The organism is Candidatus Planktophila sp. (assembly GCF_044232745.1).
GTDB lineage: Bacteria > Actinomycetota > Actinomycetes > Nanopelagicales > Nanopelagicaceae > Planktophila.
Genome location: NZ_JBIILI010000004.1, coordinates 74,939 through 98,731 on the forward strand (window position 1 = coordinate 74,939; position 23,793 = coordinate 98,731).

General features: G+C 45.1%; 25 protein-coding genes. 7 read left to right on the forward strand and 18 right to left on the reverse strand.

The features are described 5' to 3' along the window. The first annotated feature begins 32 nt into the window (after nucleotides 1-32). The 4 genes from AC9UGD_RS03925 to AC9UGD_RS03940 are packed head-to-tail and all read left to right on the forward strand — an operon-like array spanning nucleotide 33 to nucleotide 3,551. Complete coding sequence (locus AC9UGD_RS03925; protein WP_509569825.1) at nucleotides 33-845, forward strand: DUF3109 family protein; 813 nt, start codon at nucleotides 33-35, stop codon at nucleotides 843-845. A gap of 26 nt (nucleotides 846-871) precedes the next feature. Then, nucleotides 872-2,239: a DNA repair protein RadA gene (gene radA, locus AC9UGD_RS03930; RefSeq protein WP_509569827.1), complete on the forward strand. Its 1,368-nt coding sequence runs from the start codon at nucleotides 872-874 to the stop codon at nucleotides 2,237-2,239. After that, nucleotides 2,236-3,087, forward strand: coding sequence for an HhH-GPD family protein (locus AC9UGD_RS03935; protein ID WP_509569830.1), 852 nt, complete (start codon nucleotides 2,236-2,238; stop codon nucleotides 3,085-3,087). Before radA ends, AC9UGD_RS03935 begins: the two co-directional genes overlap by 4 nt. Then, nucleotides 3,084-3,551: a GNAT family N-acetyltransferase gene (locus tag AC9UGD_RS03940; protein WP_509569833.1), complete on the forward strand. Its 468-nt coding sequence runs from the start codon at nucleotides 3,084-3,086 to the stop codon at nucleotides 3,549-3,551. The genes AC9UGD_RS03935 and AC9UGD_RS03940 overlap by 4 nt, the downstream gene beginning before the upstream one ends. Here the strand turns inward: AC9UGD_RS03940 and AC9UGD_RS03945 are convergent, their stop codons facing one another. The 15 genes from AC9UGD_RS03945 to AC9UGD_RS04015 all read right to left on the reverse strand — a co-directional run bounded on the left by AC9UGD_RS03945 (nucleotide 3,552) and on the right by AC9UGD_RS04015 (nucleotide 18,549). Next, nucleotides 3,552-6,053, reverse strand: a complete 2,502-nt coding sequence (locus tag AC9UGD_RS03945; protein WP_509569835.1) for an ATP-dependent Clp protease ATP-binding subunit — start codon at nucleotides 6,051-6,053, stop codon at nucleotides 3,552-3,554. It lies immediately after the preceding gene. A gap of 135 nt (nucleotides 6,054-6,188) precedes the next feature. Continuing rightward, entirely contained in the window at nucleotides 6,189-6,680 is a 492-nt protein-coding gene (locus AC9UGD_RS03950; RefSeq protein ID WP_509569838.1) for an amino-acid N-acetyltransferase, read from the reverse strand. Nucleotides 6,681-6,683: 3 nt separating this feature from the next. Continuing rightward, on the reverse strand, nucleotides 6,684-8,204 hold the full coding sequence (gene lysS / locus AC9UGD_RS03955) for a lysine--tRNA ligase (protein ID WP_509569841.1): 1,521 nt from the start codon (nucleotides 8,202-8,204) through the stop codon (nucleotides 6,684-6,686). A gap of 20 nt (nucleotides 8,205-8,224) precedes the next feature. After that, nucleotides 8,225-8,989 carry a type III pantothenate kinase gene (locus tag AC9UGD_RS03960; RefSeq protein ID WP_509569844.1) on the reverse strand — a complete coding sequence of 255 codons (765 nt, stop codon included), beginning with the start codon at nucleotides 8,987-8,989 and terminating at the stop codon, nucleotides 8,225-8,227. Between the two features lie 2 nt (nucleotides 8,990-8,991). Beyond that, on the reverse strand, nucleotides 8,992-9,744 hold the full coding sequence (gene panC / locus AC9UGD_RS03965) for a pantoate--beta-alanine ligase (RefSeq protein ID WP_509569847.1): 753 nt from the start codon (nucleotides 9,742-9,744) through the stop codon (nucleotides 8,992-8,994). A gap of 56 nt (nucleotides 9,745-9,800) precedes the next feature. Continuing rightward, nucleotides 9,801-10,250, reverse strand: a complete 450-nt coding sequence (gene folK, locus AC9UGD_RS03970; RefSeq protein ID WP_509569850.1) for a 2-amino-4-hydroxy-6-hydroxymethyldihydropteridine diphosphokinase — start codon at nucleotides 10,248-10,250, stop codon at nucleotides 9,801-9,803. After that, nucleotides 10,247-10,609 carry a dihydroneopterin aldolase gene (folB, locus tag AC9UGD_RS03975; RefSeq protein WP_509569853.1) on the reverse strand — a complete coding sequence of 121 codons (363 nt, stop codon included), beginning with the start codon at nucleotides 10,607-10,609 and terminating at the stop codon, nucleotides 10,247-10,249. Before folB ends, folK begins: the two co-directional genes overlap by 4 nt. Next, entirely contained in the window at nucleotides 10,606-11,361 is a 756-nt protein-coding gene (gene folP / locus AC9UGD_RS03980; RefSeq protein ID WP_509569856.1) for a dihydropteroate synthase, read from the reverse strand. The genes folB and folP overlap by 4 nt, the downstream gene beginning before the upstream one ends. A gap of 5 nt (nucleotides 11,362-11,366) precedes the next feature. Continuing rightward, nucleotides 11,367-11,969 carry a GTP cyclohydrolase I FolE gene (folE, locus tag AC9UGD_RS03985; protein WP_509569858.1) on the reverse strand — a complete coding sequence of 201 codons (603 nt, stop codon included), beginning with the start codon at nucleotides 11,967-11,969 and terminating at the stop codon, nucleotides 11,367-11,369. Further along, the gene (gene ftsH, locus AC9UGD_RS03990; protein ID WP_509569861.1) at nucleotides 11,956-14,007 is read right to left on the reverse strand and encodes an ATP-dependent zinc metalloprotease FtsH; all 2,052 of its coding nucleotides are present in this window, start codon (nucleotides 14,005-14,007) and stop codon (nucleotides 11,956-11,958) included. The genes folE and ftsH overlap by 14 nt, the downstream gene beginning before the upstream one ends. A 25-nt stretch (nucleotides 14,008-14,032) precedes the next feature. Then, nucleotides 14,033-14,584: a hypoxanthine phosphoribosyltransferase gene (gene hpt / locus AC9UGD_RS03995; protein WP_509569864.1), complete on the reverse strand. Its 552-nt coding sequence runs from the start codon at nucleotides 14,582-14,584 to the stop codon at nucleotides 14,033-14,035. A gap of 8 nt (nucleotides 14,585-14,592) precedes the next feature. Continuing rightward, complete coding sequence (gene tilS / locus AC9UGD_RS04000) at nucleotides 14,593-15,555, reverse strand: tRNA lysidine(34) synthetase TilS (protein ID WP_509569867.1); 963 nt, start codon at nucleotides 15,553-15,555, stop codon at nucleotides 14,593-14,595. A 20-nt stretch (nucleotides 15,556-15,575) separates the two neighbouring features. Further along, nucleotides 15,576-16,775, reverse strand: coding sequence for a C40 family peptidase (locus AC9UGD_RS04005; protein WP_509569870.1), 1,200 nt, complete (start codon nucleotides 16,773-16,775; stop codon nucleotides 15,576-15,578). Between the two features lie 77 nt (nucleotides 16,776-16,852). Then, nucleotides 16,853-17,644 (reverse strand): DUF2705 family protein, encoded by a 792-nt coding sequence (locus AC9UGD_RS04010; protein ID WP_509569873.1) that lies wholly within the window; start codon nucleotides 17,642-17,644, stop codon nucleotides 16,853-16,855. Next, nucleotides 17,644-18,549: an ABC transporter ATP-binding protein gene (locus AC9UGD_RS04015; protein ID WP_509569875.1), complete on the reverse strand. Its 906-nt coding sequence runs from the start codon at nucleotides 18,547-18,549 to the stop codon at nucleotides 17,644-17,646. Before AC9UGD_RS04015 ends, AC9UGD_RS04010 begins: the two co-directional genes overlap by 1 nt. Before the next feature lie 26 nt (nucleotides 18,550-18,575). Here AC9UGD_RS04015 and metZ point away from each other — a divergent pair, with 26 nt between their 5' ends. Further along, nucleotides 18,576-19,802, forward strand: coding sequence for an O-succinylhomoserine sulfhydrylase (metZ, locus tag AC9UGD_RS04020; RefSeq protein WP_509569878.1), 1,227 nt, complete (start codon nucleotides 18,576-18,578; stop codon nucleotides 19,800-19,802). On the opposite strand, the gene AC9UGD_RS04025 is transcribed toward metZ, so the two are convergent. Beyond that, nucleotides 19,791-20,648, reverse strand: coding sequence for a heme o synthase (locus AC9UGD_RS04025; protein WP_509569991.1), 858 nt, complete (start codon nucleotides 20,646-20,648; stop codon nucleotides 19,791-19,793). The genes metZ and AC9UGD_RS04025 overlap by 12 nt on opposite strands. Nucleotides 20,649-20,748: 100 nt before the next feature. Between AC9UGD_RS04025 and AC9UGD_RS04030 the strand changes: the two genes are divergently transcribed. Both AC9UGD_RS04030 and AC9UGD_RS04035 read left to right on the forward strand, forming a co-directional pair. Continuing rightward, complete coding sequence (locus tag AC9UGD_RS04030; protein ID WP_509569881.1) at nucleotides 20,749-21,159, forward strand: hypothetical protein; 411 nt, start codon at nucleotides 20,749-20,751, stop codon at nucleotides 21,157-21,159. 16 nt (nucleotides 21,160-21,175) lie between these two features. Continuing rightward, nucleotides 21,176-22,255, forward strand: a complete 1,080-nt coding sequence (locus AC9UGD_RS04035) for a YncE family protein (RefSeq protein WP_509569884.1) — start codon at nucleotides 21,176-21,178, stop codon at nucleotides 22,253-22,255. On the opposite strand, the gene AC9UGD_RS04040 is transcribed toward AC9UGD_RS04035, so the two are convergent. Then, complete coding sequence (locus AC9UGD_RS04040; RefSeq protein WP_509569887.1) at nucleotides 22,252-23,418, reverse strand: D-alanyl-D-alanine carboxypeptidase; 1,167 nt, start codon at nucleotides 23,416-23,418, stop codon at nucleotides 22,252-22,254. The genes AC9UGD_RS04035 and AC9UGD_RS04040 overlap by 4 nt on opposite strands. A gap of 11 nt (nucleotides 23,419-23,429) precedes the next feature. Then, a complete protein-coding gene (locus AC9UGD_RS04045; RefSeq protein ID WP_509569890.1) occupies nucleotides 23,430-23,777 on the reverse strand; it encodes a hypothetical protein in 348 nt (115 codons plus the stop codon). Between the last annotated feature and the right edge of the window lie 16 nt (nucleotides 23,778-23,793).

Consider the following 23,793-nt stretch of genomic DNA (forward strand, 5'->3'; position numbering starts at 1 on the left):
GCCTACCTGTTATGCCTGTAGGCTCTGCGACTATGTCTGAAGTTAAAGCTGGATTTGCGCGCGATTGGGTTGAATTCTTTGACCCAAATGATGCTGAAACTATTTTCAAGTGCGACTTGACCTGGCTAACCTCCTATTGGACATGTATTTACGGTGATGGTTGCCAAGGTGTTTTTAAGAGCCAACCATTTTCTGGATGTTGCACTGAAGGTGCGATGTATACAGATAAGGCTGATGAAGAGCGCACAATTAAAGCTGCTGCTTATCTCACTCCTGAAATGTGGCAGTTCTATAACGAAGCCCGCCCGAAGAAACCTGGCGGCGATTTACGAATTTCAGAAAAAGATGAAGATGGCGAACGCAAAACACGTCGTGTAGAAGATGGATGTATCTTCTTAAACCGCAAAGGTTACGAAGCTGAAGGTTTCACTGGCTCATTTGGTTGCGTACTGCACCATGTTGCACAACGCGATGGAAAGCACTTTGCAGATACAAAGCCTGACGTGTGTTGGCAGTTGCCGTTGCGCCGTAGCTTTGAAACTCGCGAATATGGCGAGCGTGAATACTCGGTGACGGTAATCGGCGAATACGAACGCCTTGCATGGGGCGATGGCGGCGATGATTTTGATTGGTACTGCACAAGTAACAGTGATGCTCACGTTGGAACAGAGCCCGTGTATGTCTCTAATAAATACGAACTCGAACTTCTGATGGGTAAGGACGCCTATAACGAGTTAGCGCGCCTATGTGATGTCCGAATGCAACATATCCGTGACTCTGCAGCCCGCAACCTTCCGTTGTTCATCATTCAGCATCCAGCAACATTGGCTGCCCAGAAGAAATAGTCAGCCCCTTGTCATAGGGTTACCTCATGGCCAAGGTTGAAAAAGATCCATTCCGCTGCACCGAATGCGGCTGGACATCCCAAAAATGGGTTGGTCGCTGCGGTGAATGCCAAGCATGGGGCGTTGTCGAAGAAATTGCTGCGCCTAAGAAATTGTCATTAGTTGCAGGAAATGTAACCGCTAAAGCAACTCCTATCGGTGATGTTGATTTATCTGCAGCCCATGCGCGTCCAACAGGTGTTTCTGAACTTGACCGCGTTCTTGGTGGTGGCTTAGTACCAGGAGCGGCGATTTTGTTAGCAGGCGAACCTGGCGTTGGTAAATCCACCTTGCTACTTTCAGTTGCTGCGCAATCTGCATCAAAAGGAATTTCTGCGCTTTATATAAGTGGTGAAGAATCTGCCTCTCAAGTACGACTTCGTGCTGAGCGCATCAATGCAATTGATCCTCAATTATTCCTTGCCTCTGAAACTGATCTAGGTGCAGTCATTGCCCATATCGACTCTGTTAAACCACAACTTTTAATCATTGACTCAGTACAAACTATCGGCAGCTCTGCTGCAGATGGTGCCCCCGGCGGTGTTACGCAGGTGCGAGAAGTTGCTGGTGCACTAATTCGCATCTGTAAAGACCGTGACATAACGTTGTTATTAGTTGGACATGTAACTAAGGATGGCTCAATTGCAGGTCCTCGATTGCTAGAACACATCGTTGATGTTGTTTTGCAGTTTGAGGGCGAACGCCATTCTCGTCTGCGCTTAATACGTGCAATCAAAAACCGCTTTGGTGCATCAGATGAAGTTGGTTGCTTTGATTTAAGTGACACCGGAATCGAATCAGTTTTAGATCCAACTGGTTTATTTACATCACGCCATGCAGAACCTGTACCCGGAACATGTGTAACGGTAACTCTCGAAGGACGTCGTCCACTGTTGGCAGAAATCCAAGCACTCGTTTCAGCTGGTCGTGAAAACGATTACGGAAATGCACGCCGAGTAGTTTCTGGCCTGGACTCAGCCCGCACATCGATGACACTTGCTGTGTTAGAACTACGCGCCAATGTTCGCGTAGGTGGTCGCGATGTATATGCCGCAACTGTTGGTGGCATGAAAATGACTGAACCAGCAGCGGATTTAGCTCTTGCTTTAGCTGTTGCATCCGCTGCCAAAGGCCTTGCCCTGCCTTCTGATTTAGTAGCAATCGGTGAAGTTGGTTTAGCTGGAGAAATCCGCAAAGTCAGCGGAGTTAATCGCAGATTGCAAGAGGCATACCGTCTTGGTTTCAAGCGAGCTTTAGTGCCAACCGGATCAGATACAACAATTGATGGCATGGAGATCGTTGAAGTTTCACGTCTTGATGCCGCTCTAAAACGGGTAAAAATCACCGGCGAATGAGTTCGTTAGAAAAACCAATTCTTATCTGGTTTAAAAAGAACAAAAGAGATTTACCGTGGCGCGACACATCCCCGTGGGGTGTGATGGTTAGTGAATACATGTTGCAACAAACCCCAGTTAATCGCGTTCTTCCTAAATGGAATGAATGGATGCAACGTTGGCCAACTCCTAAAGATTTAGCAAAGGCAACACCTGCACAAGTAATCACTGCGTGGGGACGTCTTGGCTATCCACGTCGAGCATTACGACTACATGCTGCCGCACAAATCATCGCCGAAGATTTCAATAACAAAGTGCCAGAGGATCAAGAAACTCTGCAGTTGCTACCTGGTATCGGTGAATACACCGCCGCTGCTATTGCAGCTTTTGCTTTTGAACAAAGATCTCTTGTCATGGATGTAAACATCCGCAGATTATTGGTGCGGGCAATTGATGGTGAAGAACATCCGAAACCTGCACCAACTGCGCGCGAAAAAGCACGTCGCCTAGAAATATTGCCAACTAAGAATGCGCACATGTGGGCTGCTGCAACAATGGAGCTCGGAGCACTTGTCTGTACTTCAAAGAATCCAATGTGCGAACTGTGTCCAATAATTGGGCAGTGCCAATGGCGAAAAAATGGTTATCCAAAAACTGATTTAGTTCGTAAATCTCAAGATTGGCATGGCACTGATCGTAAATGCCGCGGCACAATTGTTCAGGCATTGCGTGAGAATGAATCCTTGACTGAATCTGAAATAAAGAAGTTGTGGCCCGAAGAATCTCAGGTCGAAAAAGCCCTTAAAACACTGCTCGCAGACCAATTAATTCAGGCACTTCCCCGCCGTCGATATAGACTGCCACAATGATTCGCTACGCGCGCAAAGAAGACATCTCTCGAATTCATCAGCTAATTAAAGATCTAGCGGAGTATGAAAAAGCACCGCTCGAGGCAAAAGCGACGATCGAACAAATAGAAGAGACAATCTTTGGAGAAAATCCAGTTGCCTATTGCCACGTTGCAGAAGACGACGGTCTTGTTGTTGGTATCTCTATCTGGTTCCTTAATTACTCAACCTGGGTTGGTAAGCCGGGCATTTACCTTGAAGATCTTTATGTCGATCCCGCATATCGCGGCAAGGGTTACGGCCTAGCTTTCCTCAAAGAATTAGGAAAGATCTGCGTAGAACGCGATTACGAAAGATTGCAGTGGTGGGTTCTGGATTGGAATCAACCCAGCATCGACTTCTACACATCCTTAGGCGCAGTGCCCATGGATGAGTGGACTGTGTATCGCGTTAGCGGAGCTGCACTTAAAAAACTAGGAAGTTAATTAAGCGGTAGGTGCTTCAGCAAGATCTTCTGGAGTATCAGGGGTTGCAACCTTTGGTGCTCCGGCAAATGTGAAGACGGCTTCTGCGCCAACACCTTCAACATCAACCACGATAATCTCGCCAGCCTTTAGCTCGCCAAACAAGATTCGCTCTGACAAGCCATCTTCGATCTCGCGTTGGATTACACGACGCAGTGGACGTGCGCCTAACAATGGATCGTAACCACGCTCTGCCAGAAGATCCTTGGCAGCAGGTGTGAGTTCAATACCCATGTCCTTTGCCTGCAAACGATCATCAAGATTCTTGAGCATCAAGTCAACTATCTGAATGATCTGAGGCTTAGTCAACTGGTGGAACACAATGATGTCATCGATACGGTTGAGGAACTCAGGGCGGAAGTGAGTCTTAAGTTCATCACTAACCTTGCCCTTCATGCGCTCGTAGTTGGTTAGATCATCATCGCTGTTAGCAAAGCCAAGCCCGAGTGACTTAGAGATGTCACGGGTACCAAGGTTTGTTGTCATGATGATGACAGTGTTCTTGAAGTCAACGGTGCGGCCCTGTGAATCTGTTAGGCGACCATCTTCTAGAACCTGTAGCAATGAGTTGAAAATATCTGGGTGTGCCTTTTCAATTTCATCAAATAACACAACTGAGAATGGACGACGGCGAACCTTTTCAGTCAGCTGTCCACCTTCGTCATATCCAACATACCCTGGAGGCGCACCAAACAAACGTGATGCGGTGTGACGCTCTGAGTATTCAGACATATCAAGTTGAATCAAGGCATCCTGATCACCAAACAAGAATGAAGCAAGTGTGCGAGAAAGTTCTGTCTTACCAACACCTGAAGGGCCAGCGAAAATAAATGATCCGCCAGGACGACGTGGATCCTTAAGGCCTGCGCGGGTACGGCGGATTGCTTGTGACAACGCCTTGATCGCTTGGTCCTGTCCGATAACACGGTTGTGTAATTCATCTTCCATGCGAAGCAGTCGAGCTGTTTCCTCTTCAGTTAATTTGAAGACTGGAATTCCAGTTGATGCAGACAGCACCTGAGCAATGAGTTCTTCATCAACCTCAGTGACTTTATCTAGATCTGTTGCCTTCCAGTTCTTTTCAGCTTCTTGCTTTTCGGTGATAAGAGTTTTTTCGTTATCGCGCAAAGTGGCTGCTAATTCAAAATCTTGTCCATCAATTGCAGACTCTTTTTCCTTGCGCGCATTTGCGATCTTTTCATCAAATGCACGAAGTTCGGCTGGCGCAGTCATGCGCTTAATGCGAAGACGTGAACCCGCTTCATCAATAAGGTCAATCGCCTTATCTGGCAAGAAACGATCTGAAACATAGCGATCTGCAAGGTTTGCCGCTGCGGCAAGTGCGCCGTCGGTGATTGAAACGCGGTGGTGAGTTTCGTAGCGATCGCGCAGACCCTTAAGAATCTCAATTGTGTGTGCAACAGAAGGCTCTTTAACTTGAATTGGCTGGAAGCGGCGCTCTAGCGCTGCATCCTTTTCCACATGCTTGCGGTACTCGTCAAGTGTTGTTGCCCCAATTGTCTGTAGCTCACCGCGTGCCAGCATTGGCTTCAGGATGCTTGCGGCATCGATTGCGCCTTCTGCAGCACCTGCGCCAACAAGTGTGTGAATTTCATCGATGAAAAGAATGATGTCACCGCGAGTTTTGATTTCCTTAAGCACTTTCTTCAGGCGCTCTTCGAAATCTCCACGGTAGCGACTTCCTGCAACAAGTGCACCCAAATCCAGTGAGTACAGCTGCTTATCTTTCAAAGTTTCTGGAACATCATTTTTGTAAATCGCTTGTGCAAGACCTTCGACAACAGCTGTCTTACCAACACCTGGTTCACCGATTAGAACTGGGTTGTTTTTTGTGCGTCGTGAAAGGACTTGCATAACACGTTCAATTTCATTTTCGCGACCAATAACTGGGTCGAGCTTTCCTTCACGGGCAGCTTGTGTCAGGTTTCGACCAAATTGATCGAGTACCAAAGATGTCGATGGTGTTCCTTCTGCGGGTCCACCAGTTTGTACAGCTTCTTTTCCTTGGTAACCAGAAAGAAGTTGGATAACTTGTTGACGAACTCGATTGAGGTCTGCACCAAGCTTTACAAGAACCTGCGCAGCAACACCTTCGCCTTCGCGAATTAATCCAAGAAGAATATGTTCGGTACCAATGTAGTTGTGCCCTAACTGCAACGCTTCGCGAAGTGAAAGTTCTAGAACTTTTTTCGCACGCGGAGTAAATGGAATGTGACCACTTGGTGCTTGCTGACCTTGTCCGATAATTTCTTCAACCTGTGCGCGAACGCCTTCAAGTGAGATACCCAATGATTCGAGCCCTTTAGCTGCAACGCCTTCACCTTCGTGGATTAATCCCAAGAGGATGTGCTCGGTGCCGATGTAGTTGTGATTGAGCATGCGTGCTTCTTCTTGGGCCAGCACAACAACTCGGCGGGCTCGGTCGGTAAAGCGCTCAAACATGGGCGGTGCTCCTTTGGGTCGATCTTTCGTTAAGCCTAATACCTGCGGGGCTACGCTCGCGAGGCGGAATTGCTCTGACCTTTACAACCCCAAATGTGGCGGGGTTATGCCCGAAATCGGACTAAATCTAGGCACCTACAGCTTTTTAAGCATTCGGATATTTCCCAGGGTGTTGGGCTTTACCGACTCAAGATCAAGGAACTCGGCCACACCAGCGTCATATGACCGTAACAGTTCTTTGTAGATCTCTGGCTCCACTGGAGTTCCTTCAATGATTTCAAAGCCATGGCGCCCAAAGAACTCTGTTTCAAAGGTCAAACAAAAGATTCGATCAACACCAATGACTTGTGCACGATCAATTATTGATTCAAGAATCTGGTGTCCAACACCTTTACCACGAAGCTTTTCTGAAACTGCAACTGTGCGCACTTCTGCAAGGTCCTCCCACAAAATGTGCAGTGCGCCGCAGCCAACAACTTCATCGCCCTCAACAGCAACAGTGAACTCTTGGACACTTTCATACAAAGTTACAGTCTCTTTTGTAAGCAAACGACCTTGTGGAGCATAAGAATCAATTAACTGACGTATGCCTTTAATGTCACTGGTACGTGCTGGACGAATCTGCATTTACTAATCAACTTCTGGTTTAACAAGTGGGAACAAAATAGTTTCTCGAATTCCCAAGCCGGTTAGTGCCATGAGTAAACGATCCACACCCATTCCCATGCCACCAGTTGGTGGCATTGCAAACTCCATTGCACGCAAGAAATCTTCATCGACTTGCATTGCTTCTAGATCACCCTTTGCGCCGAGTGTTGCCTGCTCAACTAAACGATCACGTTGAACAACAGGGTCAATCAATTCAGAATAACCAGTTGCTAATTCAAATCCATCAATGTATAAATCCCACTTTTCGGCAACGCCGGGTAATTCACGGTGTGCACGAACGAGTGGCGATGTATCAACTGGGAAACCCATAACAAAAGTCGGCTCAACTAATTCATGACGAGCCACATGTTCGAAAATTTCTTCAGCAAGTTTTCCTGTGATCCACTTAGGATCAATTTTCATGCCTAGCTTTTCAGCAATCTTCTTCAAGTCTGCAATTGGGGTAAGTGCGGTAATCGTTTCGCCGACACCGTTAGAGATAGCGTCATATAAGGAGATCTGCTTCCATTGGCCACCCAAGTCAGCCTGGCGTCCATCATGATGAGTAACAACATGAGAACCAGCAACTGCCATTGCGGCGTTCTGAACAAGGCTGCGAGTTAGATCAGCGATAGACATCCAGTCGCCATAGGCCATATAACTTTCAATCATTGCAAACTCAGGTGAGTGCGATGAATCTGCGCCTTCATTGCGGAAGTTACGGTTGATTTCGAAGACACGCTCAATACCGCCAACAACACAGCGCTTTAAGAAAAGTTCTGGTGCAATACGAAGGTACAGATCCATGTCATAAGCATTTGAGAATGATTTGAATGGCCGTGCCGCTGCACCACCATGCATTACCTGAAGCATTGGTGTTTCAACTTCGACAAAGTTTGCTTGATCAAATGTGTCGCGCAAAGACTTCATCACAGCTGGACGCAAGCGAGCGTTGCTGCGTGCTTCGGGGCGAACAATTAAATCTACATAACGCATACGTACGCGAGTTTCCTCAGACATTGGCTTGTGGTCATTTGGTAATGGACGCAATGACTTTGAAGCTAACGCGAATGAATTAGCAAGAATGGAAAGTTCTCCACGCTTTGAGGTAATGATTTCTCCAGTTACAGAAACAATGTCACCTAAATCGATATCTGATTTCCATGAATCCAGTACTTCTTGGCCAACTTTGTCCAATGACAACATCGCCTGCAGTTCGGTACCGTCACCTTCGCGCAGAGTTGCAAAACATAGTTTGCCTGTATCACGCTTAAAGATGATTCGTCCTGTTAAGGATTCGATATCTCCTGTAGCAACATCAATTTCAAGTCCAACATATTTTTCGCGAACTTCAATAAGAGATTTTGTGCGAGGCACAGCTACTGGATATGGCTCGATGTTTCGCTCTAATAATGAGGCGCGCTTTTCGCGACGAATCCGGAGCTGCTCGGGCAGATCCTCTTCAATGTCGTTCGCGTTTGTAGGCGGATTATGTGTGCTCATAGGGTGCGCAGTCTACCGAGTTAGGCATTTCGTTCGTGAATTAGGCGAAGGCCGATCAGGGTTAAATCAGGCTCGTGATGGTCGATTGTTTCTGATACACCGATTATCAGTGGGGCTAATCCACCCGTTGCAATAACGGTTGGCTTCTCAGAGTATGACTCCAATAGTTCTGCAGTGATTCGATCAACCAATCCATCAACCTGTCCCGCAAATCCATAAATCGTTCCGGATTGCAACGCCTCAACTGTGTTTTTGCCAATTACATTTTTTGGTCGGATTAATTCGACTTTGCGAAGCTGGGCTGCGCGAGCTGCTAAGGCATCAACTGAGATTTCAATGCCCGGTGCTAATGCCCCACCCAAAAATTCACCTTTTGGTGAAACAACATCCAAATTAGTCGACGTTCCGAAATCAACGACGATTGCCGGTCCTCCAAACAAGGTATGTGCAGCCAATGTGTTAACAATGCGATCTGCGCCAATTTCCTTTGGATTATCAACTAGTAACGGAACACCAGTTTTGATTCCAGGCTCGACAATTGTTACCCGAACATCTGAGAAGTAATCAGCAATCATTGTTCGTAGTTCGCGTAATGTGGCAGGAACTGTTGAGCATACAGCTAAGCCTGAGAGCTTGTAATCCTGAATTAAGGCGCGGTATTGCAGCCACAACTCATCAGCTGTACTGCGTGGGTCTGTCTTAACTCTCCACGAATGCACCAATTCTTTACCCTCAAAGATTCCCAGTACAGTATTTGTGTTTCCAACATCAACTGTTAATAACATTGTTATCTCCCCACCATTGGCATGTTATCTATTAAGCGAACTCCTTCGACCCACCCAGCGATTATCGCTCGACGGTTTTCAGTGCCTTCATCTGCTAACGAAAAATCTTTTTCATCAATAATCGTTGCGTAATCCTTATCAAATTCAGACTCGGTAGATAGCGTTGTATTTAGAATTTCTTGAGCTATTTCTACCGTTGGGGCAAGCTTTGCTGCTGCTAAAGCCCTATGAATAACTAAGGCAACGTTGCGGCCTGACTCGCTTAGTCGCACATTACGTGATGACATTGCTAATCCATCAAATTCACGAACCGTTGGAACGCCTATAATTTCAACTTTAGATTTCATACCTTGAATAATTCTTAATTGTTGAAAATCTTTCTCCCCAAAAATCGCCTTATCTGGTTTTGCGATTGCAAAAAGACGATCCACAACGGTTACAACGCCATCAAAGTGCCCAGGTCGAGAAGAACCTTCATATAGATTTCCTAGCGCTCCTGCACTTAATGTTTTAAAGCCTTCTGGATATAAATCTTCGTACTCGGGGAACCACACTTCGTTTGCACCAGCTATCGTTGCAATTTCAATATCGCGTTCTGGTGATCGTGGATATTTTTCTAAATCTTCTTTGTTCTCAAACTGCAATGGATTTATAAAAATGCTGACAATTACATCTTTATCTAGGGTGCGCGCACGTTTAATCAACGCTTGGTGGCCTTTATGCAAGGCGCCCATAGTTGGCACTAATACAGTCATTTCAGTGGCTCCAGTCCTTTCGTGGGGTACCGGGCGAGATGTTGCACAGTTTACCTCTAAGCAGGCAATTGCTCCAAAAGTTCTTTAATTGATCCATGCGTGAGCAAGATTGCATCAGGCTCAATTTCAAACCAAGGCTGCAAAACAAAGCGTCGCTCATGTGCGCGTGGATGTGGCAACTGCAATTCATCAGCTTTGCTTAACAATCCACCGTATTGAATAAGGTCTAAGTCAATGGTTCTAGGTCCCCAGTGTTCAACTCTTTCACGACCTAGGCTCTTTTCGATGCCGTGTAATAAGGATAGAAGATCTATTGCGGGTAGTTCGCTCTCGATAATACAGACCGCATTTATGTAATCTGGTTGTGTCGGACCGCCAACTGGCGTAGTTGTGTAATAACTAGATACCAATTGCACATCTGTTGCTTCTCGTAGCAAAGCAATCGCAAGATCAAGATTTTCTTTTGGTTCACCTATATTGGCACCAAGTGCGATTACGGCTTTCATCGGACTCTGGTGACAACTACTGCAATGTCTTTTAATTGCGCAGCAACTGGAGCTTGGGGTTTATGTACCGTTACAGTCAAAGAAATAACCTTTAGGTGTTGATTCAGAACACGTTCTGCAATTCGAGCAGCCAGCTTTTCAATCAAATTAACGGGGTTAGTTGTAATTTCCTCAACAACTAGCTCTGTGATTTCTGCATAGTTAACCGTGTCTTCAATTGCATCTGACAGTGATGCTGCTTTCAAATCCACCGAAAGTGTTAAGTCAACAAAGAAGTCTTGACCGTCTTTTCGTTCTTGTTCGAATAATCCGTGATAACCAAAGCCATGGATGCCTGTTAAAACAATCTGATCGCTCATTTTGTTAGCACCTCCTTATGTGGTTTCACGCTGTGAACTCTAACCGCCCACACACCTGTGGTGGCAAGCCGCTTAGTTAACTCGATGGTTGCTTGTTCACGTTCATCTGGAGAATCCCCTCCTAGAAAACGTTTTCGAGAGCCGCCAACCAATACTGGGTAACCCATCCCAACGAATTTAGCTATCGAATCGATGATCTCCCAATTGTGGTGGGCTTCTTTAGCAAAACCTAGACCTGGATCAATTATTAAATTACTGGGATTAATGCCGGCATCTAAAGCCGCTGTAATACGCTCTTGTAGCTCTGAAATCACATCAGCAACCACATTGTTGTAAATAGCCTTCGAATTCATGTCTTTTGATTGACCACGCCAGTGCATCGCAATATAGGTAACTTGTAAACGTGCAGCGGTTTGCAACATATGTGGATCTGCTAATCCTCCGCTGACATCATTAATGATTGAAGCGCCGGCTTTAACTGCAGCTTCTGCTGTACTTGCCCGCATTGTGTCGATGCTGATTCGTGCACCATGTTTTGCAAGTTCAGTAATTACCGGAATCGTGCGCTCAATTTCTTCAACTTCACTAACTCGATCTGCACCAGGTCTAGTTGATTCTCCTCCAATATCGATGATGTCCACACCTTCAGCAATCATTTCAAGCCCGCGAGCTACCGCAGCATCAAATTCATTATGTCGTCCACCATCGGCAAAAGAATCAGGGGTTACATTCAAGATGCCCATGATCAACATGAGAATTACGCCTTAGTGATTAGTGAAATTGCTTCTGCGCGTGTAGCTGGATTATTTAAAGCACCGCGCACCGCTGATGTTGTAGTTCGAGCCTGGGACTTCTTAACTCCGCGCATCGACATGCACAAGTGTTCGCAATCAATAATCACAATCACACCTAGCGGATCCAAGATGTTAACCATGGCATCTGCAATCTGAGTTGTTAAACGCTCTTGAACTTGTGGGCGCTTGGCATACATATCAACTAAACGAGCAAGCTTTGAAAGGCCGGTTATTTTCCCACGCGGGATGTAACCGATATGTGCAACTCCGTGGAAGGGAGTTAGATGATGTTCGCAATGTGAAAAGACTTCTATGTCCCGAACGATCACTAACTCTTCATGGCCAATATCAAAAGTTGTAGTTAAAACATCTTCGGGTGATTGCCACAATCCTTCAAAGTTTTCCTTCATTGCTCGAGCAACTCGTGCAGGGGTCTCTTTCAACCCGTCACGATCAGGGTCTTCGCCAAGGGCTAAAAGCAGTTCACGCACAGCCTTTTCGGCACGTTCCTGATCATAGGGACCAGATGCGCGACCATCGCTGACAGTGACTTTATTTACCGTCACTTGCAGCCTTTTTACGACGAGTTACTTTCTTTGGCTCTTTAGGTGCTTCAACAACAATGCGCTCTGGGACATCCACTGGTGGTTGCTCAGATGGAATGCGAGTTGCAGAACCAGTCCAAGCAGGACGCTTGGTAACTAGCTTTACCTTCTTAAAGATGGCTGCAATTTCATCCTTGTTCAAAGTTTCCTTTTCAAGAAGTTCAATCACCATTTCATCAAGGATTTTGCGATTCGCAACCAAAATATCAAACGCTTCTTGATGAGCATTCTCAATTAAACGGCGAATCTCGCGATCAACAACTCCTGCAATATTTTCACTGTAATCACGTTGATGTCCATAGTCGCGACCCAAGAATGGTTCGGATGCTCCGCCGCCAAGTTTAATTGCACCAATTGCTTCAGTCATTCCGTACTGAGTAACCATGGCACGTGCAAGTTCTGTTGCCTTTTCAATATCGTTAGAAGCACCAGTTGATGGATCGTGGAAAATTAATTCTTCGGCTGCTCGTCCACCTAATGAATACGCCAACTGATCAAGTAATTGATTGCGAGTCGTTGAGTACTTGTCTTCATCTGGCAAAACCATTGTGTAGCCAAGTGCGCGACCACGAGGCATGATCGTCACTTTGTGAACAGGATCTGTGTGTGGCAATGCATGTGCAACAAGTGCATGTCCCGCCTCGTGATACGCAGTAACTCGACGTTCATCATCGCTCATCAAACGAGATTTGCGTTGTGGTCCTGCCATCACGCGATCAATTGCTTCATCTAATTCTGGGTTTCCAATTACTGACTTATCTTCTCGGGCAGAAAGAAGTGCCGCTTCATTAAGTACATTTGCTAAATCTGCACCCGTAAAACCAGGCGTACGACGTGCGTAATCAACGAGCTTTACCTCGTCACTTAGCGGCTTGCCCTTTGCATGTACTTGCAAGATTGCTTCGCGACCCTTGAGGTCAGGACGGTCTACCGCTATCTGACGATCAAAGCGACCTGGACGCAACAACGCTGGATCTAAAACATCAGGTCTGTTTGTTGCAGCGATCAAAATAACTTTGGAGTTTTCTTCAAAGCCATCCATCTCGACTAACAACTGGTTAAGTGTTTGTTCACGTTCATCGTGACCACCGCCCATACCTGCGCCACGTTGGCGACCAACAGCATCAATTTCATCGATGAAAACAATTGCAGGCGCGTTTGCTTTTGCTTGATTAAACAAATCACGTACACGTGCAGCACCAACACCAACAAACATTTCTACAAAGTCAGAACCTGATATTGAATAGAAAGGAACTCCTGCTTCACCAGCTACTGCGCGCGCAAGAAGTGTCTTACCTGTTCCCGGAGGGCCAAACAACAAAACACCCTTAGGGATCTTTGCGCCAAGGGGTGCATATTTTTCTGGTTTTGCAAGAAAATCTTTAATCTCATCTAATTCAGCAAGCGCTTCATCAGCACCAGCAACATCTTTAAATGTGGTCTTAGGAACATCGTTATCCTGTAATTTGGCACGAGACTTTCCGAATTGGAAAACTTTGTTTCCACCTTGGGCTTGACTCATGAACCAGAAGAACAAGAAACCAATAAGTAAGAACGGAATTATCGAGAATAAGAATGAAACCAATAATGATTGCGAAGGAACCTTTACATTCCAACCTTGTGATGGTGGATTAGCAGTTAATGCATCAACCAAAGTTGGCTCTTGACGTGCGACGTAGAAAGCTTCAACCTTCGAATCACCCTTAATTGTGTTGCCAGGAGTAAGGATTAGGCGAATCTTTTGGTCTTTATCTACAAGCTCTGCAGACAAAACCTTGGACTGAGTAATCGCATCAATGGCTTGAGACGTTTCGATTTGGGTGTACTTATTGCCAGCCGAAGTAATTTGACCAAAAACTGTTACGGCGAAGATGGCGGCAACAATCCAAAAAAGAGGGCCACGGAAAATTTTGCTGCCAGGACTTGTGGACTTCTTTGAAGTATTTTTGCCTGAAAAACTCTTCTTGGTTGGGTTCTTAGGCTTTTGTGCTTGTGACATTTTTGGGGATTCTCGTTTCTAATTCTTATTCGTACATGTGCTTAGCAAGCACGCCAATAAATGGAAGGTTGCGATACTTTTCATCGAAATCAAGGCCATACCCAATTACGAAATCTTTTGGAATATCAAAGCCGACATACTTGACGTTGACTTCAACCTTCGCCGCTTCAGGCTTTCGCAAAATGGAAAGAATTTCTACAGAGCCAACTCCACGTGATTCTAGGTTGGCCTTGAGCCAAGAAAGTGTTAAACCTGAATCAACAATGTCTTCAACAATTAACACGTTGCGACCTGTGATGTCACGATCTAAATCTTTAAGGATGCGAACAACTCCGCTGGACTTTGTTCCGGATCCATATGAAGAAACCGCCATCCAATCCATATCTATATGACGTTGTAGCGCGCGCGAAAGATCGGCAACTGCCATAACTGCGCCCTTTAAAACACCAACAAGTAAAAGGTCTTTACCTTCGTAATCTTTATCAACCTGTGCGGCAAGCTCTTTGATACGTGCTTGCAACTGTTCTTCGGTCACGATTACGCGTTCGATATCGCCTTTGACTGCTTCTAAATCCACGGTTCTCCCTATGGTCGGTGCGGTAAGAGCGAAAGTCTGCCCGAAATTCGCTCAACCTTCACACCGCCCGGCAAATTGAGCGCACCTTGGCCCTTCCACGCGGAGATTAAGGCCTCAACTGCGCTTATGTGATCGGCTGAGACTGAGCCAGAAGGAGCACCGGCGGCATAGATGGCTGCCCGCAGAATTCGGGTGCGAATTGCCCTGGGCAAGGTTTCAAGATGGGTGCAATCCAGATCAAGCAGATCTAGATGAAGCACTTCACGTTGCGCCCAATGATCTAGCGCATCCGCGTCATCGCGTAACAGTTGCGCACTTCTTGCTAATGCGTCTGAAATTCCTGGACCAATTGTTTTTTCTAATACTGGAAGTGCTTCGGTACGAACACGAACACGTGCAAACTGAGTATCTTGATTGTGTGGATCGTTCCAGTAATCCAAGCCAATTTCTTTGCAAAACTCTTCATTTTGGATTCGAGTAATTTCAAGAAGCGGTCGAACGTAAAGCCCATTGTGGTGAGCCATTCCAGAAAGCGAGCGAGTTCCGGATCCACGAGCGAGTCCCAACAAAACTGTTTCTGCTTGATCATCTTTTGTGTGGCCTAAAAAAACTGCTGCTGCGTTTTCTTGTTCTGCAACTTCACTAAGAGCTTCATATCGAACTTTGCGTGCTGACGCTTCTAAACCTTCTTTGACATCAACAGTTACTTTCTTAATTACGCATCTAAGTCCAAATTTAGAAAGTTGCTGTACAACTTTTTCTGCTTGTGCTGATGAAGCCGTTTGTAATTGATGATCAACTGTTACACCAAAAACAGTAATCGCGAGTTTTTCTGCTTCAACTGAAAGTGCATATGCAAGCGCCAAAGAATCTGCACCACCAGATACAGCAACAAGAACTGTGTCACCTGCTTCATATTTTTCCAGCCATGTTCGAACTGCGTTACGAACTGCAGGAACAGCTGTTGTCATAGGACAAGAGTAGTGCTGGTTTAGACGCGTCCGCCAAATGGCATCAGGCCCTTAATGCTGTAGATATTTGAGTACAGCAAGCCGCGACCCTTTGAATTTGCTTCCCACATCATTCCGTTTCCAGCATAAATCGTGATGTGGTGGATGGTCGAAATTGTTCCCTTGTATGAATAGAACAAAAGATCGCCTGGGACAAGCTCTTTCAGAGAAACATGCTTGGTGTATCCAGAATACAAAGCAGAGTTAAGTCGATCCCAGTTTGGCCAACCTAGTCCTGCTGATTTGTAAGCAGCATAGACAAGTCCTGAGCAGTCAAAGGAGTTTGGTCCTTCAGATCCCCAAATATATGGTTTGCGCGCAAGAACTTGTTTCTTAGCAAAAGCAACTGCCTTGTCTCGCTGATCTTGTGTGGTTCTAATTGTTGAACGTCCCTTGAAGCCAATGTCTGGCCACACATTTTTCTGTCCACCAGTTTGTGCGGCGGTATTTGCTTGGCTTTCTTCGAGCAACGCAAGTTGCCGCTGTTGTTCTAAAGTTGTGCGAACTTTACGAGCGCTTAACAAATCTTTCATTAACTTATCCTGAACTGCTTGCAGTTTCGCAACTTCTTTAGCTTGTTCTGCCTTTGCATCATCTGCAACTTTCTTTGCTACAGCTACCTTGTCTGTTGCTAGTTGTTGCACAGCCTTGGCGGCATCTGCCGCGGCTTTTGCTTTCTTAGCTGCTGCTTCTGCTTCCTTAAAACGTTCAAGTGCAACAGAATTTTGAGCACCTAAGGTGCTAAGTGTTGAGAGTTGATCAATTAAATCTTGTGGGCCGTTGGAACTTAGCAAAGGTTGAATATCGCTCATACTGCCGCCCATGATGTAGGCGTTTGATGCCAGTCGACCAATTGTTTTATGAGCTTCTGCAACAGCTGCGGCAGTTTCAAGTGCATGTTTTTCCGCGGCTACCGCCAGTGCAGTGGCAACAGCTAATTCAGCTTGGGCTTTTCTATACAGAGCAGTTGCCGTATTAGCTTTGGCAGTTAGGGTTCGAAGACTTTGATTAGCAGCCGCTAATTTCGCTGCTTGAGCATCGGCAATTTTTTTCTTTGCTGCTTCAACTTTTTTTGCTGCTTCGATTTCGGCCAAGGTTGGTTTAGGCACCGCAACAGCCGGCACTGACGAAATCGACAGCCCCAGAATTACAGCAAGCGAGATCGCCCTAAACTTTTTCACTTAAAACCTTTCGAAAGGGAAGGTCTAAAGAATAAATGGCCAACCTTGGAAAAGCGGGGTTTTACGTGTGAGTGTCCTTAATTAGCTACATCACGACGAACAAAAAGCACCGAAGTGATAATTGCTCCAACCGCTACATATAACCCACCAACTGTGAGTGCATGTTGATAGGTCAGATCTGGGGATCCGCCAGAAGCGATTGCAGAAAGTTGAGCGCCTGGAAGCCAGCTTTGCAGAGAGTTTTTCACAGCCATCAATAAGACTTCGATAATCAATAACCAAAGCACGCCGAGAGAAATGGCGCTAATTGGTGAGCGCAAAAGTAGCCCCAGAATCATTCCCAGAATTCCAAATGCAACAACGGAAATTGTGACATTTACAAAAGTAGTGAAAATAGCCTCGAACCCAACAGATGTGAACCATAGATCTGTGCTGACCTCTGCTCCAGGGGCAAGAATGTAAGAAATAGCAATGCTTATAACAGCAGCAATCAAAATCATCACGACTGCGAAAAGTGCCATTGATATAAACTTGCCAATAAGTATTTTCATCCGACTTGGTTGGCGCACGAGTAAATTACGCAATGTGCCATAGGTGTATTCCTGCGCTGTTTGAGCTGCAAATACACACAGTGCAATGATTCCTAAAAATCCACCAACTGAAGCAAAGCCATTTACAGAACCACTAGCTAATTCAAGAACTTCTCTACCGATGGTTCTCCCTCGGTCACCATTTCCCTGGGGTGAATCAATCATCAAGTAAGTGAAAGATGTAATCAAACCTGTGAAGAAGAGTGCTGCGCCAATCGTGCCAAAAAACAAGGTGGGGCGGCGTAGTTTGCGGAGTTCTGCTTTGACAACATTTAACATTACTTGTCCCCCGTCATTTCAAAGAAAGTTTCTTCTAAATTAGGCAGCTGTGGCGCAAGTTGTGCCAATGTAATTCCTGCATCAAATGCTGCTTTATTGAGCACTGGGGCCCAATCCATATCCGCCAATACGTGGACCGAATCATTTCTAATCACCGCGTGATGTCCTGCTTTTTCAGCAAGCTCAACAATCTTCTGCAAATCAGAATGGTTAAGTGATTTAGCAATAATTGTTGGTTGCTGCTGGGCCATAAGTTCACCGATTGGACCGGCAAAGACAATTTCACCTTTTCGCAACATAACAATGTAGTCGCTGATAATTTCTAATTCAGATAACAAGTGCGAAGAAACAAAAACAGTTGTTCCTTCATTTGCCAAATCCCGCAAAAGGGCACGAACTTCCTGAATTCCTTCAGGATCTAAGCCATTAGTTGGTTCATCAAGCATCAATAACTTTGGTTCAGGTAGTAGGGCTGCTGCAATTCCTAACCGCTGCTTCATTCCAAGAGAATAAGTTTTAAATTTTGACTTACCGCGGTCGCCGAGTCCAACTTTGTCTAATAACTGTTGTACGCGTTCAATTGGAAAGCCACCAAGTTTTGCGAGAACCATTAAGTTTTCATACCCCGACAGTGCTGGATAAAAAGCAGGTCCTTCGATCATTGCGCCAACGCGACTTAAATATTTTTCTGGATGCTCAATTGGCTCACCAAGAATGTGGCCTTGACCGGTTGTTGGAGTTATAAGGCCTAGCAACATTCGCATTGTTGTTGTCTTGCCTGACCCATTAGGGCCGACAAAGCCACACACGATGCCTAAAGGGACTTCAAAGTTGATATGTGAGACGGCTAAGCGATCATCATATTTTTTGGACAAATCTGAGACTGAAATTGCAGTGTTGGGCATGCGGCTAACTCTGCCACAATTAGCCCATGAGCAAACGACCTTGGGGCTATCAACCTCGTAAGAATTCACTGGGACCTGACTGGGAATTACATCCACAGACACATTCAGTGCGCGCTGGTTTAGCTCGATCTGGTTTTGGTGAAACTTCAGAGGCTTTGTATCTCAACAGTGGTTTTACATACTCATCTGCTGAAGAAGCATTTAATTCCTTTGCCGAAGAAACAGATCACTACTTGTATAGCCGTTTCCACAACCCAACAATCGCAATGTTTGAAAAACGTCTTGCCGCAATTGAAGGTGCTGACATGTGCGTTGCAACAGGCTCTGGAATGTCTGCCATGTTTGCATCCCTCGCGTGTTTAGTTGAGCAAGGTGACCATGTAGTTGCCTCTGCTGCAATGTTTTCTTCGTGCCATGTTGTTATTACAGAATTTTTACCAAAGTGGGGCGTTACCTACGAGTTAGTTAAAGGAAATGATCCTGCTGATTGGGCTAAGGCATTGAGCAAGCCAACTAAGGCTGTCTTTATCGAAACACCTAGCAACCCATTGTTAGAGATTGTTGATATCCAGATGGTGAGCGATCTTGCACACAAAGTCGGTGCCACTGTAATTGTTGACAACGTAATGGCTTCACCGGTTCTGCAAAAGCCATTACAGCTTGGCGCAGATGTGGTTATGTATTCAGCGACAAAGCACATCGATGGACAAGGTCGAGTATTAGCTGGCGCACTACTTGGTTCTGCAGATTACATCGTTGAAAAACTTTTACCTTTTGTTCGTCACACGGGGCCTGCGCTCAGTTCTTTCAACGCTTGGGTTCTTGTTAAGTCACTTGAAACAATGCACATGCGTGTTGAGAGCATGGTTTCAAATGCACAAGCAGTTGCTGAATTTTTGGAAAAACAGCCAGCAATTAAATCTGTTCGCTACCCAGGATTAAAATCTCATCCAGGTCATGAATTAGCCATGAAACAGATGAATAACGGTGGCGGAAGCACAATTGGCATTGAATTCAAAGGATCTCAAGAAGAAGTCTTTGCCTTCATGAACAAGCTTCGTGTCATCGATATCTCTAACAACTTGGGCGACAGCAAATCACTTATTACTCATCCTGCATCCACTACACACCGACGTTTAGCGCCAGAAGTTCAGGCGGAGATGGGCATTACCGCCTCAGTGTTGCGTTTATCTATTGGATTAGAGCATTCATCAGATCTAATTAAAGATCTAGAACAGGCCTTAACTAAGTAGTTGGGCTGCAACTAGTACGACCGAAAGCAAACTTAAGTAAGTAATTGACCAATGAAAAATCTTTCCAGCTACTTTTGCATACTCTGGTGATCCTTCTTTAAGTGCAAATAATTGGCGCGCAAAAACTAAGCCAAGTGCCACTGTTACAGCCATAGACCATGTTGGCAGATTTGCAGCGCTAATTAACCAGATTGATGATGCAATCATCAGAATTGTGTGAAACCACATCTCGCCAAGTACACGGCCCTTGGTTGCAACAACAGGCAACATTGGTGTTCCTGCTGCGGCGTAGTCATCTTTGTATTTAATTGCTAGTGCCCAGAAGTGTGGTGGTGTCCAAAAGAAAATTACAAAGAAAAATGCCCATGGTGTTACTGATAATGAGTTTGTAACTGCTGCCCAACCAATCAATACTGGCATGCATCCTGCAGCACCGCCCCACACAATATTTTGTGATGTCCGTTGCTTTAGTGCCATTGTGTATACAACAACATAAAAGACAATTGCGATTAATGCTAATGATGTTGCTAGTGGGGTTGTGAAAACCCAGAACAAAACAAGGGAAAGAATCCCAATGACAGTCGCAAAAATTGTCGCATTAGTTTTAGAAATTAAACCTGTAACTATTGGACGCTTTGCTGTTCGCGCCATTAATTTATCTAAATCACTTTCGATAATCATGTTGAAGGCATTTGCACTGCCCGCAGCCAATGTTCCGGCAAATATTGTTGCGAGGGCCAACCCAAAATCCGGCAAACCTTGTGCGGCCAAAACCATCGCAGGCAAAGTGGAGACGAGCAATAGTTCAACGACCCGCAATTTCATTAGGTCTAGATATCCCCGCATAGCAACGCTCACTAGCCAAGATTACTCAGCGATTTAAACTACGCATCTCATTCTCCTCACAGGGATAATGGTTACCTTGCTCTCAACGAAGGGATTTAACATGGCCAACAACAAGCCCGAATGGATTGAGATCGCAGAAAATGATGGACCGGCAAGGCCTGCTAAGGCTTCTAAAGCTTTGCCACTTGCCGCAGTCTTAGCCACCGCTCTAATCCTTGGAGTCGGAGCAGTTGTTGGACAGGTTCAAGAAGCATCCACAGTTGTTGCAGCCACTAGCGCTTCGGTTCAATCTGAGGTAACTAGTGCCACTACTTCTGTCACACCAGTGGCATCCAAATCACAATCTTCTCCGGCCGCACGGATGGCAAACCCTGCTGTTGCTTCGGCCATTGTTGCTACATCTGGTCTGCAAAACCCATCTATTTCACAATTGCCAACAAAGGGTGGCGATGACGATGACGATGGCGATGACGATGACGATGACGATGACGATGAAGAGGATGATGACTAACTAGTACAATTAGGGAATGCGCAATCGCTTCCTAACATTAATTCTTGTAACCTCGCTCTGTGCCATTGCAATACCGGCACAGGGAGAAGATGTTTCTTCTAATGCGAAGATGAAATTGATTACAACGATTAACGGTTCAATTTCGCCTAAGTCGGTCAGATCGTCAGGCGATGGCGTTATTAGTGCCCACAACATGATGTACCGACATTCGATTACTGTTTATGATGCCAATACTTTTGAATTACTAAAAACCGTTCCTGACTCAGTATCCTTAAAGAGTTTCGGATACTCAAAAAGTTCTTCTACATTTAAGGGTTCACCTGTTGAAGGAGCATTTTCTCCAGATGGAAAGTTTTTGTACGTAAGTAATTATGCGATGTACGGACCTGGATATAACAAAGAAGGACATGACACATGTTCTCCAGCATCTGGATATGACAAAAGCTTTGTTTATCGAATCAATCGCAGTAATTACGAAATCGATGCGATCTACCCGGTTGGATCTGTGCCAAAAGTTGTTGAAGTTACCCCTGATAACAAATATGTCTTAGCTGCTAATTGGTGTTCTTATACAGTTTCAGTAATTTCTTTAGATGCTCAAAAAGTAGTTAAAACAATCAAAATCGGTCGATATCCACGAGGTATTGCAATTTCTAGTGACTCAAAGCGCGCATATGTGGCTGAAATGGGTGGAAATAGAATCCATGTCATTAATTTAGAAGATTTCACTGTTTCCTATATTCCAATCGGCAGTAATCCTCGCGCTATTGTTTTGTCGCCGGACAACACAAAGATGTACGTGACCATGAACCTTTCCGGCAAGGTTGCATCTTGGAATCTGGTTGCAAACAAGGCAGGTAAATCTGTGAAAACAGGTGAGGCTGCACGTAGTTTGGCAATTTCTGCCGATGGAACAACAATGTTCGTGGTTAACTATAAGAGCGACACTATGTCTAAAGTTCGAACAAGTGACATGAAGGTTTTGGAAACTATCAAAGCTTGTAATGAACCAATTGGAATTACATATGATGTTCCAACTGGAAATACTTGGGTTGCCTGTTATAAAGGACAAATAAAGATTTACTCCAACAATTAAGGCGCTGGAATAATCTCTGCTGGAATATTTGGAGCAGCAATTCTTCCAAGCACTCGATCGATTGCAGCACGCGCTTTATCGAGTGCTGAAGTTCCTTTTGCAATGTTATCTGCAAGTGTTACAAATACATACTCTCTATCCGTTGACTGCACATAGCCTGCGAGTGTTGCCGTTCCATTAAGAGATCCAGTCTTTGCGCGAACTAAACCTACTGCCGATGGAGCAGTGGTTATAAATCTATCCTGCAATGTTCCTGAGACTCCTCCGATGGGTAGTGAATCATGCAGAAGTGCATATTTCTCTTCGTTACGAATTTTGTACAAGAGCTCACCCATTAGCTTTGCTGTGATCTTATTTTTCTTGGACAACCCGCTTGCATCTGCAACAACTAGCTTGCTGTCGTCGATTTGATATTGAGCTAAAAGTATTCGAAATAAAGTCTCAACACCTTGAATATTTAGCGAGTATCCAGCAGCTCGTGCAGCTAATGCAGCAAGTCGATCAGCTAGCACGTTGTCGCTCCACAACACCATCCAATCGAGAATCTCTGCGACAGTTGGTGAGTTCTCTGAAGCGACTAAGTCTCCTTGAGCGGCATAAGCAACTTCGGATGAAACTTTCCTGAAGCCTGGTTTGAATCCACGCGTGGCCCAAAATGCTTTTAAGTTGGCAACATCTTGAGAATAGAGATTGCTATACACAACTGTGTAATTCTTCAGCGAACCACCATTCGCTTTTTTTACAGCCGATAAAGTACTAGTACCCATATGAGATAAAGATGCTCTCTTCATCTTGCGAGCAACGGTGTGATTCTCACTAATCCATGGATCAAGAGATCCTTGGATCACTACAGTCTTTTTCACAGGTCTAATAGTTATGGTGGTGTTAAAAACTGATTCTGGATCTAGATAGTCAAGTGTCACCGCACCAGCTAAAATTTTCATAACAGATGCTGGTTTGCGTTGCGAGTAAATACTCTTTGAGTAAACAACCTGTCCTGTTGACCCGTCAATGACGATCATGGCCGGATTAGATAAGGACTGAACTTTAAGAAGTTCATCAAAAACAGCTGGAATTGACTCAGGGGCTAAGGCTGCATCTGCGGGAGCAATAGAAAGTGTTAGGACAAGGCTGAGAGCAAATACTTTCCTAAGCAAAGTCATCGGCTAAATGACTATCGAGCAGATGCAATAACTATGTTAAAAACAGTGAGTCCGATCATTACCAACCAAATATTTTTTGATAACTCTGGCTTTTTAACGTTCTTATAACCAAGAGCAAGAATCACAACTAGGACTAGAAATTTGATTCCGATCTTCGTGTGATTTAACTCTTCATCAGGTTTAACTGAATCATGCAATCCAATCATTACGACCCCTGCTATCAGGGCGGTTAGCCCCGCATGCAAAACACCTGGGTTTAACTTTCGTGGGCTCTTGTTCCACTGAAGCACTAGAAGCACGAGAATTCCGATTACAGAAAGAAGGTGGATTACATACATGATCATGTTGATAGCTGACATGAGTTCAGTTTAGAGT